This is a genomic window from Bradyrhizobium sp. Crot121, assembly GCF_059512385.1.
Window position 1 is genome coordinate 222,553 of record NZ_JCAMOR010000005.1, and the last position, 15,323, is coordinate 237,875.

Sequence of the window (15,323 nt, forward strand, 5' to 3'; positions counted from 1 at the left end):
GTGAAGCCTGCCTATAACACCGATCGCGGTCCGGTCTCGATCCTCTCGGGCCGATCGCACCGAATTCCAACCAGAGGTGGCTCATGATGTTTCGGGATATTCGCGCTGCCGTTCTCGGGCCGGACTCGCTTCGGCCCAACATCTGGGATCTCGTGGCGCTGCTGCTCTTGATCGGCGTCCTGGTTCTAATCGTCTATGGCGGCAAGCAGACGATTGAGCCGCTGTCGGAGCTCGAGCGTACGCCGGTTACGCTCGATCCGCGCAATCTTCCGCTCTATGCGCTGCGGACCACGATGCGGATGCTGCTGGCGATCGTTTGCTCGACGGTCTTCACCTTCATCTATGCCACGCTCGCCGCCGAGAGCCGGCGCGCGGAGATCGTGCTGATCCCGCTGCTCGATATCCTGCAATCGGTGCCGATCCTCGGCTTCCTGACCTTCACGGTCGTGTTCTTCATGAACCTGTTCCCCGGGCAGGTGCTGGGTGCCGAGCTCGCTTGCGTGTTCGCGATCTTCACCAGCCAAGCCTGGAACATGACCTTCAGCATGTATCAATCGCTGCGCAGCGTGCCGAAGGATCTCGAGGAAGCAACACAGAGCTTTCACCTCTCCGGCTGGCAGCGGTTCTGGCGACTGGATGTGCCCTTTGCGATGCCGGGCCTGATCTGGAACGCGATGATGTCGATGTCCGGCGGCTGGTTCTTCGTGGTGGCATCGGAGGCGATCACCGTGGGCAACACGACGGTCACCCTGCCCGGCGTCGGCTCCTATGTGGCGCTGGCCATTCAAGAGCAGAACCTGCCGGCGATCGTCTATGCGCTGATGACCATGCTTCTCGTCATCATCGCCTACGACCAGCTCCTGTTTCGCCCGATCGTGGCCTGGGCCGACAAATTCCGCTTCGAGCAGACTGCCTCCACCGAGCCACCGACGTCCTGGATGCTCGACCTCTTCAGGCGTACGCGCGCGCTGCGCGCGTTGACCTATCCGCTTGGCGCTGCGAACAAGGTCATTTCGACCCTCCGCATCAGCGTGCCTGCGGTACTGCGGACGCAAGGCAAGAGCAGCCAGCCCTCCCGCCTCGTCGACGGCATATGGGTGGCAGTGGTCGCCGCCGTGACGAGCTATGCGACCTGGAAGATCTATCAATATCTCTCCGCCACGCTCGGCTGGTCTGACGTGACCACTGCGGTTGGATATGGATTCGTCACGCTCGCGCGCGTGGTCGTGCTGATTGCGCTGGCAACGATCATATGGGTACCGATCGGCGTCTGGATCGGGCTGCGGCCGAAACTCGCCGAACGCATACAGCCGCTCGCGCAGTTCCTGGCGGCGTTCCCGGCCAACCTGGCCTTTCCCGTGTTTGTCGTGCTGATCGTGCATTTCGGATTGAATCCGAACATCTGGCTCAGCCCGCTGATGATCCTCGGCACCCAGTGGTACATCCTGTTCAACGTGATCGCCGGCGCCGCCGCCTTCCCGAGCGATTTGCGGGAAGCCGCCGGCAGTTTCCATCTGAAGGGATGGCGCTGGTGGGTGAAGGTGATCCTGCCCGGCATTTTCCCCTACTACGTCACCGGAGCGATCACCGCCTCGGGCGGATCGTGGAACGCTTCGATCGTCGCGGAAGTCGCAAGCTGGGGCGACACCCATCTGACCGCGATCGGCCTCGGCTCCTATATCGCGCGAGCGACCGAAGCCGGCGATTTTCCGAAGGTCGTGCTCGGCATCGCCGTCATGTGTGTGATGGTGACGCTGTTCAATCGCCTGCTCTGGCGGCAGCTCTATGCCTTCGGCGAACGTCGTCTTCGTCTCGGCTGACATCCAGAGCCGTTCAGCCTCGAAGATCGGGGTTGGAGCATGATGTCATTTGGTTGAATCGGCGTGACCGCGGTTGTCCACCTCTCCCATAGGGAGAGGTCGGCGCGCAGCGCCGGGTGAGGGGTTACGGTTCCTCGATGGAGCTCATCCCCCTCACCCGGATCGCATCTCACGATGCGATCCGACCTCTCCCCGTCGGGGAGAGGTAAGGCACCTCCGACGTGGCGCCAATTCGACCTGATCTCATCATGCTCTAGCGTCCCCAACGGTCCTCCCAGAGCTTTTCGCCGATCTGGCAATCGATCCTTGGTTCCTTCGCGGCGGCGGGAACGACCTTCTGCTCGGGATCACGTCCGGCCACTTCGAGCACCAGCTTGGTGCGAATGGCTTCCTTGAATCGTTCGCGATCCTTGATTGCCACGACGAAGGAGCCGGGCCCGCCGATGACGCAATCCTCGTAGTACCAATCGAGATTGTCGATATCCATCATTGAATGGGACGGCTCCTTGATCATGATCGGCAGGCCGTTGATGACGATGCCTTTCGCCAGCGCCTGGTCGCGAGCGGGCGTGACAGGTGGCCCGTTGTTGTTGGGACCGTCGCCGGAAACATCGATGACACGCCGAAAGCCGCGGTTAGGGTCCTCCTCGAAGAGCGGCGTCCCGAACAGGATTGCGCCCGAAATTGAGGTGCGCGACCCGCGCCGGATTGGCGCCTGCATGATTTCGCTGGCGACTGCGTCAGCCGTCTCGGGGCCGTCGATCACGCGCCAGGGAATGATCACCCGTTGGTCGCCGAACGCCGACCATTCGAAGTAGGTCAGGGCGATCTTTCCGTTCGGGCCTCCCTTCAGCGCCTGCAAAAATTCCCTGGAAACGATGGCCTCAGCATAACCCTCGCGCTGCACCGTGAGCTCGTCCGTATCCATGGAATAGGAGACGTCGGCCGCAATGATAAGCTCGATATCGACGGAAGGCGGGCCCTGCCGGTCGGCAAGTGCCGGTGGCTGACGAGGCGCTGCAGCGCCGGCGGCGCCCGCGAGCATGCTGGCGGCCAGCACCGCTGCGATCGAGATGCACCATCGCATCGCGGACCTCCTCGATCCCTAGCCCCGATATGATGGTGACACGCAAGTTTCACAGGGCAAAGCGGAGAGATTGGCGACCCGGTGTCATATTTCGGAATTCGCCAAGCCATGACTGCCTAAAAGTGCGCCGCGCTGCCCATCCAGTCTGGAACCGCCGGTCCGCCATTCCAAAACACGGGATTGTGCATTGCAGCACGATCGTTAGATTGCGCTCCACAAAAAGGATGCCGCGTGTCTGAAATCAATGCCGAGGCCTGGGTATCGTCAGGCCACCGCCCGATGGGCTTCCCCGAATTCGTAGTTGCGATCGCATCGATCATGGCGCTGAACCCGCTGGCCATGGACATGATGCTGCCGGCGCTGCCGAGCATCGGCGCCGCATTCAACATTGCCGACGCCAACCATCCGCAGATGGTGCTGTCCACCTTCCTGATCGGCTTCGGTGTGGGACAGTTCGTGATGGGCCCGTTGTCGGATCGCTTCGGCCGCCGTCCGGTGCTGCTCGGCGGCATGGCCGTCTATGGTGTCGCAAGCCTGCTCGCGATCGCGGCGCCATCCTTCGAGACGTTGCTGCTCGCGCGTGCGCTGCAGGGCCTCGGCACGTCGGCAACGCGTGTGATCGCCACCTCGATCGTGCGCGACTGTTACGCAGGACGACGCATGGCGAGCGTGATGTCGCTCGCGATGATGGTCTTCATCGCGGTGCCTGTGGTCGCGCCGTCGTTCGGCCAGGCGGTGCTGCTGCTGACGCAGTGGCGCGGCATTTTCGTTGCGCTGATGCTGTACGGCGTGATCGCGCTGGCCTGGAGCGCGTTGCGCATGCCGGAAACGCTGCCGGCGGAATTGCGCAAGTCGCTTCGGCTTGGCGAGGTGCTTGGCGCCTTCCGGCAGACCATCAGCAACCGCCAGACGCTGGGCTATGCGTTGGCATGCGGCGGCGTGTGGGGCGCGATGTTCGCGTTCGTGTTCTCCTCGCAGCAGGTGTTCACCGATATCTACCGGCTCGGCCGCTACTTCCCGCTCGCATTCGCCGCCATTGCGACCGGCGTCGCCATCGCCGGCTTTCTCAACTCCCGCATCGTCGGCCGCCTCGGCATGCGCGTGATCTCGCACGGCGCATTGGCTGGATTTCTGCTGGTTGCCGCCGTCATGCTGGCGGCGGTGAAGCTGCAAATGCTGCCCTTACCGTTGTTCATGCTGCTGTCGGCGCTGATGATGTTCACCTTCGGCCTGATGATGGCGAACTTCACGGCGCTCGCCATGGAGCCGCATGGCCACATCGCAGGTACCGCGTCGTCGCTGTACGGATCGATCACGACATTGCTCGGCATCGGCGTCGGGATGGCGATCGGCCAGAGCTATGACGGCACGCTGCTGCCGTTCTCGACTGGCTTCTTCCTCTGCGCGCTGGCGGCACTCGCCATCGCGGCTGTGACGGAAAAGGGCCGCCTGTTCCGGCCGCATCATCACGCGGTGTAGCCGCGCAGGTCTGATGATTTTCTCGTATCGAGCAAATGGGTCGGATTCACCTCGCCCCGTATGCGGGGAGAGTCGAAATTCAGGCGCAGCTTGAATTTCGGGTGAGGGGGAGCCTCCGCAAACACAGCCGTCATCGTGTTCGCGGATAGAGCCCCTCACCCCAACCCTCTCCCCGTAAGAACGGGGAGAGGGAGGATCACCAGCATCTTCGCCCTTATTTTCCGCCGCGCACCTGGACGACGAGCGCGCTGAGGCGGGCGTTCAGGTTGACATAGTTGATATTGGGGCCGCCCAGGCCGGCCAAGCATCTGCGCTTGCATCCACCACCACCGCCGCCACCACGGGCCGGCTCGCCGAAGGTGGCGACGGGAACGCTGCCGGTAACCTGGAAGCCGCGCGCCATCAGCCGCGAGCGCACCGCGAGGCAATAGCTCACCGACAGATGGGAGAAGCGCGTCTCGCCATGGCCGGCGCGGTATTTCATCACGGCGGTGCAGAGATCGCCGCGGGCGAGCCGCCATGCCTGGGCGAGGTAGGTCACCCCATAGCGGATGTTGGTCTCGGGCACGGCGAGTTCGGCATTGGTGCCGGTGAAGCCAAGCATCCGCGCCGTCGAGGGCAACACCTGCATCAATCCGATTTCACCGACGCCACCGATCGCGCCCGCATTGTAGCCGCTCTCCACGCCCATCACGGCTTCCGCGATCTCGGGCGCAAGACCCGTGCCGGCGGTCTGCTTCTCGATCAGCTCGCGATAGCGGGAGCGAGGCTGCGCGCTTGAGGTCGAGGTCGGGCCGCCTCGCGTCGGGGGCAACCCGACCTTGGCATTCTCGCGCCATCGCCGTTCGATGGCCGATGGAGATTCGGCCGGCGCAGCTTCCTTGGCTGGCGCAGCTTCGGCTGGCGCAGCCTCCTTTTCAGGCTCGCTTGCCGCCTCGGCGGCGGGGGATTCCTCCGCCGCCGCGGGTGACGTATCGGCGAACGCGAGAGCGCTTGTCAGCACGAGGCCGACGCCGGTCGCCAGTGCAAGCAACCAACCGCGCGACAGCCTGGTCTGCCGATGCCCCCGCACGCCCCCGCCTCGCTCACTCTGTAGATCGGAGCCGCAGGCGAAGACGCAGCGGCTGAAGCATGTCGGGAGGCGGCGCGCCGGCATTGGCGGAGGCAAGCAGCGGACGCAACCGGCCGCCAAGCTCGGGATCCATGCTGCTGTCGAACGCGATGCAGTCCATCCTGCCGTCGGGCAGGATCGAGGCGCTCACGACGAATGTCAGCGGCTTGTTCTCCTTCTCTCGCTCCGCCGCGAAGGTCACAAGCCACTGCGACGTGTCGCCGTCGGCATCGATCTGCTGCTGAAAGGCACCCTGCAGCCGGGACGCATAGTCGCGCCACGCGGCGGGCGCCTCGGACGCGGCCTTGTAGTCCGTGCTTTGCGCCGCAGCCGGCGCGCGCCCGGCGGAAAGGCCGAGCGCCACGAGACCGAAGGAACGCAGCAGACGCCGCAGCCTGCCCGGATTCCCGTTCATGATCTGGGATTTCGATGCCATCGTTTCCGTGCCGAATGCTGTTAGCGGGCAGCGCCTGCCGATTGCGTCAGCTCGCCAGCGATGCGGGATAGAGCGATTTCGTTGATCGCGGGCGGATTCTGCTCGAGCGCGCGCGCAAGATAGGCGCGGCGATTCAGCTCGGCACGCTGCGCCCGCAGGCGCTGGACCAGGGTGTCGCGCACGTCGGCAAGCGCCATGGTTTCGGACGGCTTGGTCTCGATCAGCTTGACGATGTGATAGCCGTCGGCGAGCTTGATCGGCTCGCTCACGCTATTGACGGCCATTCCCATCACGCGGCTCTTGATCTCGGGAACGAGCTGCGGCTCGGGCAGCCAGCCGAGATCGCCGCCCTTGTCCGCGAGCTCGCGCTGGTCGCTGGTGTCCTTGGCGATCTGGGCGAAGTCCGCCTTCGGCTGCTTCAGCTTGGCCTGGATGTCCGCGACCTTCGCCTTGGCCTTCTCCTCGGCCGCGGCGTCCGCTCCTTCCGCCAGCGCGACATAGATCTGGGCGAGATGAAAGCGGCGCGGCATGATCAGCGCGCCCTTGTTGGCGTCATAGGTCTTCTGGATTTCCGCCTCATCCGGATAATTCTCGGGCGGCACCGACGCCGACTGCAGGTAGGTCTCGAAGATGGCCTCCTCGCGCAGCTTGGTGAGCTGAGCGACGACGGCCGGTTGGTCCTGCCACTTCTTGTCTGTGGCTTCCTTGAGGACGAGCTGCCTTGCAAACATCGCGCGGAGCGTCTGGTTGAGAAGCGCGGGATCGCGCGCGAGCGCGGCGCGCTGTTCGGGCCCGACGGCGGCGAGGAAAGCGCGGATTTCCGACGCGGAGACGTCACGTCCGCCAACGCGCGCGACCGGCTCGTTGCCGGGCGCCGCCGCCTCGGCCTGCGGCGCCGGGGCGGCCGGCTGGGCCGCTGCAACAGGCGCTGGTGCTGCGGCAGGCGCCTTCGGCTTCACCACCCGCTGCGGTGCCGCCGGGGGAGGATTTTGCGCGAAAGTGGGTTCAGCCCCGCCCAATGCGCCGGCCAGTCCGACGATCGCCAACGCCACGAGGTGACGGCCGACACGATCGCGATGGTATCGCGGTGCTGGGCGTTCAAACGCAGGACGAAAGGCAATCATAGTGACCTCAGGGTTCGATCTTCTGGTTCAGAATCCGGTCGCCGTAGTCCTGCGACAACGTTCTGGACCTCGACGCGGCGGAAGCCGAGTAGCGGTTCGCTAGCCACTACTCACCAAATGTCACATTTTCATAACAGTCCACCAGTTCGCGACCGGTCTTGGCCGGTTGCTGGTATCTCTGTACGTACCTGGCGGATCAGCGCCGGGAAGGCTCGTGGGCGAGAAGGTTCTTGTAGACCTTTCCGCCTTTCATGATGACGAGGAAATTCTTCGCCGGATCTTCCACGAGCCTGATGTTGTCGATCGGATTGCCGTCGACCAGCAGGAGGTCGGCGAGCGCGCCCTCCTCCACCACGCCCAGCTTGCCGGGATATGGGTTTCGGGGTCCGGACAGACTGAGCAATTCGGCATTGGTCGATGTCGCCATTGTCAGCGCTTCAGCCGGCGTGTACCAGCGCGTGAGGTCGGCTAGCATGGCGCCTTGCCGCTCCGCCAGCGCCTGAGAGAACAGAATGTCAGTGCCGAAGGCAGTCTTGATTCCGTATTTCTTTGCCAGCGCGTAGACTCTGTCCGTGCCGGCAACCACCTGCCGCATCTTCGCCTGCTCCGACGGCCCGAGCGCACTTGCGCCCGCCAGATCTAGGAAAGGTTGCGTGCTCAACCAGATTCCTTTCTCCGCCATGAGGCGCGCCGTAGCCTCGTCCATCAGGTGGCCGTGCTCTACGCACTTTGCTCCCGCCGCAATCGAGCGCTGAATCGAAACCGGCGTATAGGCGTGCACAGCCACATAGGTGCCCCAGTTTTCGGCAGCTTCGACGGCGGCACGCAGCTCGGGCTCGGTGAAGGTGGATACATCGAGCGGGCTGAACGGCGAAGTGACGCCACCGCCCGCGGTGAGCTTGACCTGTGAGGCCCCCTGCATGAGCTGCTCTCGCGCGCGCACACGAACCTCATCCGGACTGTCCGCGACCATGCTGCCGCCAATTCTTTCCATGCGGCTGAGCATGCCGCCGATCGTTCTTGGCAGATCGGTAAGCTGCCGGAAATCGCCATGGCCGCCGGTGATGGTGATCACGGCACCAGACGGATAGATGCGAGGGCCGGCGACGAGGCCATCGTCAATCGCGCGCTTGAGCCCAAAGCTCGGGCCGCCCATGTCGCGAATGGTGGTGAAGCCCCGCATCAGCGTGGCGGTGGCTTCCGCTGCCGCAAGGAGATTGTTGTAGCCGACGTCGTCAGCCAGAGTAGCCGCCGGCGTCGGGCGCACCAACATCGCATGCCAATGCGCGTCGATCAGCCCGGGCATCAGCACGCGTTCGCCGCCGTCGATCACCTGAGCGTCAGCCTTGATCGCTGCAACCGAAATCTTCTCGATCTTGTTGTCCCGGACCAGGACATTGGACGGCGCGGAGAGCGCGGCGTTCTTTCCGTCAAAGATGCGAACGTTCTGGAACAGCACGGCGGACGCTTGTTGAGCCTGCGCAATCGGCAAAGCCGCGAGGTTCATTCCAATTGAAGCCAGGAGCGCAGCAATGAAAGCTCGACCCGGCTTCCTCAAACCTGACATGACTGATCTCCACCAATGGCGCATAGCGCAAGGTTCGCATTCTTGTTGTGCGGGAGGGGAACGCCCGACGTGATCGCCGGCGATTAGCGACGTACTGCCAGTCTTCGTCGATCGACGGCTGCTACCCCGTTCTGACAGCCGGCAGCCAGGCAAGGGTCAGCCATCCGATGCCGTGAGACAAGAGGTCGATGCCGAGCAGCAATCCGATCACCCATGTCCCGGTGGCCGGAAATCCCGTGAGGATGATGAGACCTGCCACAACACCGAACAGCCCGGACACCAGAATGATCCAGCCGAACTGCTGCCAGTGGCTGATGCCGACCAAGATGCGGATGAACCCCGAGATCAGGAGCAGCAGACCGAGGACAAGGGTCAGGATCAGCGCACTGGTCAGCGGCTGGGTCACCAGCACGATGCCGAATGCAAGATAGAGCGCGCCGAGCAGCAGTTGCCACACGAACCCTCCCCAACCCTTGGTCCAGAAAGCGTGAATGATCTCGAATCCACCGGCGAAAATCGCCATCCAGCCGATGAAGATGGTGCTGAGCACGGTGAACAGCGCGAGATCTCCCAGGACCAAAAGGCCCGCGACGATCATGACGATTCCGAGCAGGATGCACACCCATAAAGGCGGTGTCGGCAGCCCGGTAAGGCGCATCGTAGAACCATTGTCATAGGTGGTCATGTCATTCTCCTCGATTTCAAGAGCAGTCGAACCCGTTGCGCATCAGGCGGTTCGCCCGCTTTCGCTCGCCGTCTCGTCGCTCGGAATCTCTCCCGGTCGATAGTTCGGCAGCCGCCCGGCCGGAATGATCGACACAAGTGCCAGCGCCGCCATGATCAGGAGGCCGATCTTCAGGGCACGCAGACGTGCCTCCGTGTTGACGCGCACAGCCTCGGCGACCTCTGCCGGGGATGCACTGGTATCGGCAAGGACAGTCTGAAGCCGGTCATTGCTGACGAAATTGATGTTGTCGAGATCGACCTGCGCTTGAAGTTCGGGCGTGAGCTTGGGGCTCGCGGCGATGCCGGTCAGCGCGATCGAACTCAACAGACCGACAAGGAGCGCGCCCGCCACTGCCGTCCCGACAGCGGCAGCGAGGTTGTTGGTGGTGCCGCGCAGCGATCCGACATCGCCCGCGAGTTCCTTGGGCGAAGCCGTGACCAGCACGTTGAACAGCAGCGTGACGAGCGCGCCTTGCCCGATACCAAAGACAACGAGCCCGAGCAGCACCGGCACCTCGCTCCAGTCGTTGCGCACAACGAATGCGAGCCACAACAGCGCGACTGTACAAAGGATGAAGCCGGCTCGCCCGATCTGCCGCGGCGTCAGCCTGTCATAGATATGCACGATCAGCATCGCGGCAAAGAATACTGTAAGGTTGAACGGCATCATCGCCACCGCAGTGGCGATCGGGCTGCGACCCTGCACGATCTGAATGTAGAGCGGGACGGAGAAGTTGAGCGCGGCCTCCAGCGCGACGACGGCGAACATCGCGTAGACGGCCGCTCGTTCTTCCGGCGAATCGATCACCTGAAGCGCAAGCAGAGGAGTCTTGCCTGCCTCCTGGCGTCTGTGTGTCCACATCAGGAACGCCTGGCCGAGCACGATGCCCACCACGATCAGGATCGGGGCGGGAGACAAGCCAAGAAAGCTGAACGGCGCGTTCGGGCTCGCCAACGCGAGCCCCCATCTGTTCAGATTATTGAAGCCGAAGCTGATGAGAATGATCGCGGCTGCTGCAAGTATGACGCCGACGAGATCAATCTCCACATCCGGCCGGCCGTGATCGCGCCTGAGCCGGAAGCTGAGGAAAAACACGATGGCGGAAACGGCGATGAGAATTCCGAACACCGGCCGCCAGCCGATATAGGTGCCCAGTACGCCCCCGATGATGAATGCGAGCACGCCGGCCGCTGCACGTGCAGAACCGAGCGCACCCACCGCGGTTGCCTGCTGGCGTCCGGTGTAGTTCTCGGCAATGAGGGCCACCAGCGAGGGCACGATGACGGCGCCGGCGGCGCCGCAGAGCGCCTGCGCCGTGATCATCACGACTGCCGTCGGGCTGAACGTCATCATGACCTGAGATATGAAGAACAGCCCGACGGCCGCACGGAACACCTGCAGCGCGCCGTAGCGCTGCGCGAGCTTGGCGCCCAGCATGACGAAGCCGGCGACCAGCATGGAATAGGCCACGATGCCGGTCGCGACCGTGGTCGGAGGAACGCCGAAGCTCTTGACCATTCCCCCCATCGCCACCGGCAGCGAAGCGACGTTGAACGACATGATCATCTGGCCGAGCGCGATCGCGATCATGGGAATCCATGATGCGCGTTCCTCCTCATGGATGCCGCCGATCGAGATTGTCTGTGTCACTCTGGCGTCCTCCGATTTGCCCGGGCTTTCAGGATCGGCTAGCTGGATAAGACGCCGATCCAGTCAACATTGGTCAGTCTTCCGGTTGCGAAACGAACAGATCCATGCCCAATCGCTGCGACAGGAATTTCGCGGCGAGTTGCCCTCTCACGCTGTTGCCGGCCGCATCCAGCGGCGGAGCGAACGTGCCGAAGCCGCCTTTTCCGGGAGAAACCGCGACAATGCCGCCGCCGATCCCGCTCTTTCCCGGCAGGCCGATGTCGTAAAGCCAGTCGCCTGACGTCTCATACAATCCGGCCGTGATCATCACGGCCAAGGCGTAATGACAGACCGCAGCGTCGACCACGCGTTGCTTCGTGATCGGGTTCACCCCACCGTCCGCCAGCGTCGCGCCCATCACGGCGAGATCTTTGGCGGTCACGTTCAGCGAACACTGCCGCGTGTAGAGATCGGTCGCCTGTTTGGCGTCGCAATAGATCCGGTCGTAGCTCTCGAGCAGCCGCGCGATGCTGCGATTGCGAAAATTGGTCTCTGACGCGGAGGCGTAGACCTCTTCGTTGAGTGGGAGCTTGCGGCCCGCGAAGCGCGACAGCCCGCCGTGGATGAACTCCCACTGCGCCTCGGCGGACCTGCCTGGCGCCAAGCTCGTCGTCGCGATGGCGCCCGCATTCACCATCGGATTGGTACGCCCCTCCCCGCGCTCGATCGCAGCAAGCGAGTTGAATGGAAATCCGGTAGCGTTGGCGCCAAGCTTTGCGCGTGCCTCTTCGGGGCCAATCGTCTCGCAGATCAGCGCGAAGACGAACGGCTTCGACACGCTCATGATGGAGAATTCGTAGTCTATGTCGCCCGCGCCGTAGACATGCCCATCGGTTGCAACGACACAAACGCCGAACAGTTCGCTGGGCACTCGGGCGAGCGCCGGGTAGACCTGCGAATTGTGGCCGTCGGCGTTCGATTTAATACGTCGGTGCGCGTCTTCCACCAGCGACTGCACCATCTCGGGATTAGGTAGATGACCGGTCGAAACGTAAGGCCGTTCATCGATCGCCGATGGTGACACCATCGCACCACTCCGCCGAACCGCGCTATGTTATTGATCTAACGCCCACGTTTAATGCGAGTCAATCTGCAACCGATGCAGCAATTTGCTGATAGACCAGCAAATGTGCCGGCTGCCATCGAGTTCTCTCACACGCGCGCAAGGCTCCAACACTCGTTAGGTAAGGCACACTGTCGCAATCGGCATCGCGCGCAATTGAATCAAAGAGCATTGATCGCAGAATCCGAACGCCCGGAAATTTGCAAGGTGGCCGCCTGAGTGTACGATTGCGTCACTCACGCGAGCCTGCCGCTGACCTGAGAAAAAAGGACGCGACGAGAAACTGGAGAAGGCGGGACATCATCTGAACAGCGAGGCTGATCATGGTGGCAAGTACGAGTGACGGACACTTTCTGCTGGTGAAGAAGCTTGGTGGGTTGGTCGCGGTTATCATCGGATGCCTGCTGACGGCAGTTGGCGTGACGTTCGAATCCACCAGCACGACGACTGTCGGCGTTCTGTTTCTTGTGCTTGGCGCCGTCCTGCTCACGCTCAAGATCATCAGACGGAATCAAGGAAGCCCGCTCGGATAGCTGGCTTGCGGTTGGCGTTGAGAATGAGGATGAGCCCGCAGCGATAGCGGTTCACTTCGTTCGCCACTTCGGACAATGGGCGGTTGTTGACGATCGGCAGTCCGCGTTACCAGGCGCGTGCCTCCGCACATGTGCGCTAAAGGTAAGAGCGAGTCGCTTAAGCCGATAGCGAGTCAATCAAGTCTAGGACCCTCCCCGCCTACCCACCCTCGCCTTGCTGACCTTGAAGTCCGCTTTGCCCCAAGAGCAGACGCAGGATGTAAGTCGCACTTTGAACCCGGACGGACATGGAAAGGGTCCCATCGCTTTGTCGCTAAGGCGGGAAAACGCGCCCTGAAAGAAAACAGCAAAAATAACTATCCCCGAAGCAAGGATGACCCTGGTTGCCCATATGACCTGCCAAAGTTGAGCGTCGAGGGCAGTCCCGGTACGCTAGAAGCGTCCAAAATGCTCAATAATAGGCGCAGTTGGGCTTGGCCTTGAGATCCTTGGAATCCAATGGAACTCATCAAGGATATCAGCTCACGATTGCGCGACATTTAATTCTGCTTTAATATTTTAAATGCATCGCCATTTAAATTGGGAGCAATCGAATGAAAGCCATAGTAGCGTCGGTCGCCCTTTCGATGCTTATTTTGTCACCGGCCTTGGCCGATCAAGGTGGGATCCCCAACGGTGGCGTCGGCAATGGCAACGGTAACGGCAACGAAAAACACGCACAAGGTGCTCCTGCCCCGCTTCTAGGCGCCGGCATTCCCGCGCTTGCGATCGGACTAGGCTATGGCGCTTATTGGCTCGTGCGCCGCCGCCGTAGCGGTAGCTGATTTTTCGAGAGACTTACACAGATTGAAACGAGGCCGCTGTATGGCGGCCTCTTTAATCGTTAGGAGATAGCCATGGTCAGGCGCATTCCCATTACTCCGGGCGACTTAACGGATCATCAGATAGGCACAGACGACATTTTGGTCGGCTTCCCAGACGGGACCAACGTCGTATATGGCGACGCCGGCGGAAGTCTGCTGGATCACGCCATCGGTGGTGATGATACTCTCACCGCACAACTTGTCTTCAACGCTGCCCTGCCGACCCCCGTTACATTCAACATGTTTGGTGATGCGGTCGGAAATATTTCCGATCATGCCAGGGGCGGCGATGATACCTTGTCCGCTCAAATCACTAGCGAACTATCGCTGACTACATCTACGATTACGGTGAACATGTACGGCGATGCGGGCGGGAGCATTTCCGACCATGCGATCGCTGGCAATGATACGCTGAACGTTCAACTCACCGGGTTTTTTACCCCGATACCCGTCAATGTTTACGCTGACGCCGGTGGCGATTTGTCAGATCACGCCATTGGTGGTCATGACAGGATCACGCTCGCGCTCGGAGAAGGGCATTTTACAGACACCGTTTACGGCGATGCCGGCGGAAATCTTTCCGGCTCCGCCCAAGGGGGCAACGACACATTGACGGCCAGTAACGGACCAGAGAGAACGTTGCGGTTCTATGGTGACGCCGGCGGCGACATGTCTGACCATGCCCACGGCGGCAATGACAGTTTCACAAAAAACGGCTCCTCTGAAACCAACAATTATTTCTACGGCGATGCCGGAGGCGATATGTCGGGCCACGCCGCCGGTGGTAACGACGTTTACACGATGCGCGGCATTGAAACGGACAATTTTTTCTATGGCGACGCTGGCGGCAACATGTCTGATTTTGCCAAGGGTGGCGATGACACCTACAATCAGCTTAGCGGAACTTTTTTCCCAAATTTTTTCTATGGCGATGCTGGCGGAAGCATGTCCGGCAACGCCCAGGGCGGCAACGACACATTCAACAAGACCGGCGGGGAAGGAAGCACATTTTACGGCGATGCTGGCGCCAACATGGGCGATCACGCCGTTGGCGGCGATGATAGCTATAACGGTGGAAACGCCTTCTCACAGGTTCTGAGTGAAGCATTTGGTGATGCCCAGAGCATGTCCGGCAACGCGCAAGGCGGTAACGACACCTTGACCGGATGCAATCTTTCCAACCCACCTCCTGCTGGAACATTCCAATCCCTCCTTATCGGTGATGCGCAGACCATGTCCGGTAATGCGCATGGAGGAACCGACAAATTGATCAGCGGCACTGGAAATGACGATATGTGGGGCGACGCTCAGGTCATCGCGGTGTCCGCCCAAGGCGGCAACGACACGTTCGTGTTCAACTCCAACAACGGTCACGACAAGATCGAGGATTTTGGTCAGGGCTTCTCGAATCTAGGGACCGACCACATCGACGTGTCTGCTCTCGGCATCGAAAATTTCAACCAGCTCAACATCTCGGCCTTTGACCCGACGACCCATGAAAGCACGATCACGTTCAGTGCAGGCAACGACGTGGTTGTCCATAGCGAGGAAGCACTCAGGCCTCAGGATTTCACATTCGCGACGCACGGCCTCTTGCTGGCCTAAAAGGCGGTGGCCCGGTCCGCTAGCTTCAACCATTGAAGCGGGCCGGGCTTATGTTGGTTGGCCCAGGCCAATTGGTCCGCCGCATTAGAGCGTGATGAAGTTAGGTTCGTGCATATCCTGAGTTTGCCAAGTAGCTTGCGCATTCTTTGGGCGTGAAGAGCTGCAGAACCTGGCCGATGGCGAGGCAGACAGCGTCGACGGTTCGGGCGGCCGCTTTTC

At 61.8% G+C, this 15,323-nt stretch carries 13 protein-coding genes; 5 read left to right on the forward strand and 8 right to left on the reverse strand.

Translation table 11 applies throughout. The features are described from left to right. Window positions 1-83: 83 nt before the first annotated feature. Window positions 84-1,820: an ABC transporter permease gene (locus AC5ZGW_RS08225; RefSeq protein WP_130231195.1), complete on the forward strand. Its 1,737-nt coding sequence runs from the start codon at window positions 84-86 to the stop codon at window positions 1,818-1,820. Between the two features lie 253 nt (window positions 1,821-2,073). Here AC5ZGW_RS08225 and AC5ZGW_RS08230 read toward each other — a convergent pair whose 3' ends face one another. Then, window positions 2,074-2,907, reverse strand: coding sequence for a DUF1194 domain-containing protein (locus AC5ZGW_RS08230; RefSeq protein ID WP_130231197.1), 834 nt, complete (start codon window positions 2,905-2,907; stop codon window positions 2,074-2,076). 231 nt (window positions 2,908-3,138) lie between these two features. On the opposite strand from AC5ZGW_RS08230, the gene AC5ZGW_RS08235 reads away from it, so the two are divergent. Then, window positions 3,139-4,386, forward strand: coding sequence for a multidrug effflux MFS transporter (locus AC5ZGW_RS08235; RefSeq protein ID WP_130231199.1), 1,248 nt, complete (start codon window positions 3,139-3,141; stop codon window positions 4,384-4,386). Window positions 4,387-4,600: 214 nt separating this feature from the next. On the opposite strand, the gene AC5ZGW_RS08240 is transcribed toward AC5ZGW_RS08235, so the two are convergent. From AC5ZGW_RS08240 to glsA, 7 genes are all read right to left on the reverse strand, one after another. Further along, window positions 4,601-5,458, reverse strand: a complete 858-nt coding sequence (locus AC5ZGW_RS08240) for a lytic transglycosylase domain-containing protein (RefSeq protein ID WP_349645141.1) — start codon at window positions 5,456-5,458, stop codon at window positions 4,601-4,603. A gap of 13 nt (window positions 5,459-5,471) precedes the next feature. After that, on the reverse strand, window positions 5,472-5,933 hold the full coding sequence (locus tag AC5ZGW_RS08245) for a hypothetical protein (RefSeq protein WP_130231201.1): 462 nt from the start codon (window positions 5,931-5,933) through the stop codon (window positions 5,472-5,474). A 20-nt stretch (window positions 5,934-5,953) separates the two neighbouring features. Continuing rightward, on the reverse strand, window positions 5,954-7,057 hold the full coding sequence (locus AC5ZGW_RS08250; RefSeq protein ID WP_496113897.1) for a peptidylprolyl isomerase: 1,104 nt from the start codon (window positions 7,055-7,057) through the stop codon (window positions 5,954-5,956). A gap of 196 nt (window positions 7,058-7,253) precedes the next feature. Then, complete coding sequence (locus AC5ZGW_RS08255) at window positions 7,254-8,564, reverse strand: metal-dependent hydrolase family protein (protein WP_130230880.1); 1,311 nt, start codon at window positions 8,562-8,564, stop codon at window positions 7,254-7,256. Between the two features lie 181 nt (window positions 8,565-8,745). Further along, window positions 8,746-9,309 carry an HdeD family acid-resistance protein gene (locus AC5ZGW_RS08260; RefSeq protein ID WP_130230874.1) on the reverse strand — a complete coding sequence of 188 codons (564 nt, stop codon included), beginning with the start codon at window positions 9,307-9,309 and terminating at the stop codon, window positions 8,746-8,748. Window positions 9,310-9,351: 42 nt separating this feature from the next. Continuing rightward, the gene (locus AC5ZGW_RS08265) at window positions 9,352-11,001 is read right to left on the reverse strand and encodes an MFS transporter (protein WP_245475136.1); all 1,650 of its coding nucleotides are present in this window, start codon (window positions 10,999-11,001) and stop codon (window positions 9,352-9,354) included. A 73-nt stretch (window positions 11,002-11,074) separates the two neighbouring features. Further along, entirely contained in the window at window positions 11,075-12,067 is a 993-nt protein-coding gene (gene glsA, locus AC5ZGW_RS08270; protein ID WP_130230872.1) for a glutaminase A, read from the reverse strand. A gap of 359 nt (window positions 12,068-12,426) precedes the next feature. On the opposite strand from glsA, the gene AC5ZGW_RS08275 reads away from it, so the two are divergent. From AC5ZGW_RS08275 to AC5ZGW_RS08285, 3 genes are all read left to right on the forward strand, one after another. Beyond that, window positions 12,427-12,636 carry a hypothetical protein gene (locus tag AC5ZGW_RS08275; RefSeq protein ID WP_028165239.1) on the forward strand — a complete coding sequence of 70 codons (210 nt, stop codon included), beginning with the start codon at window positions 12,427-12,429 and terminating at the stop codon, window positions 12,634-12,636. 593 nt (window positions 12,637-13,229) lie between these two features. Then, on the forward strand, window positions 13,230-13,460 hold the full coding sequence (locus AC5ZGW_RS08280; RefSeq protein WP_130230870.1) for a hypothetical protein: 231 nt from the start codon (window positions 13,230-13,232) through the stop codon (window positions 13,458-13,460). A 72-nt stretch (window positions 13,461-13,532) separates the two neighbouring features. Continuing rightward, a complete protein-coding gene (locus AC5ZGW_RS08285; protein ID WP_245475135.1) occupies window positions 13,533-15,104 on the forward strand; it encodes an autotransporter outer membrane beta-barrel domain-containing protein in 1,572 nt (523 codons plus the stop codon). The last annotated feature ends 219 nt before the right edge of the window (window positions 15,105-15,323 follow it).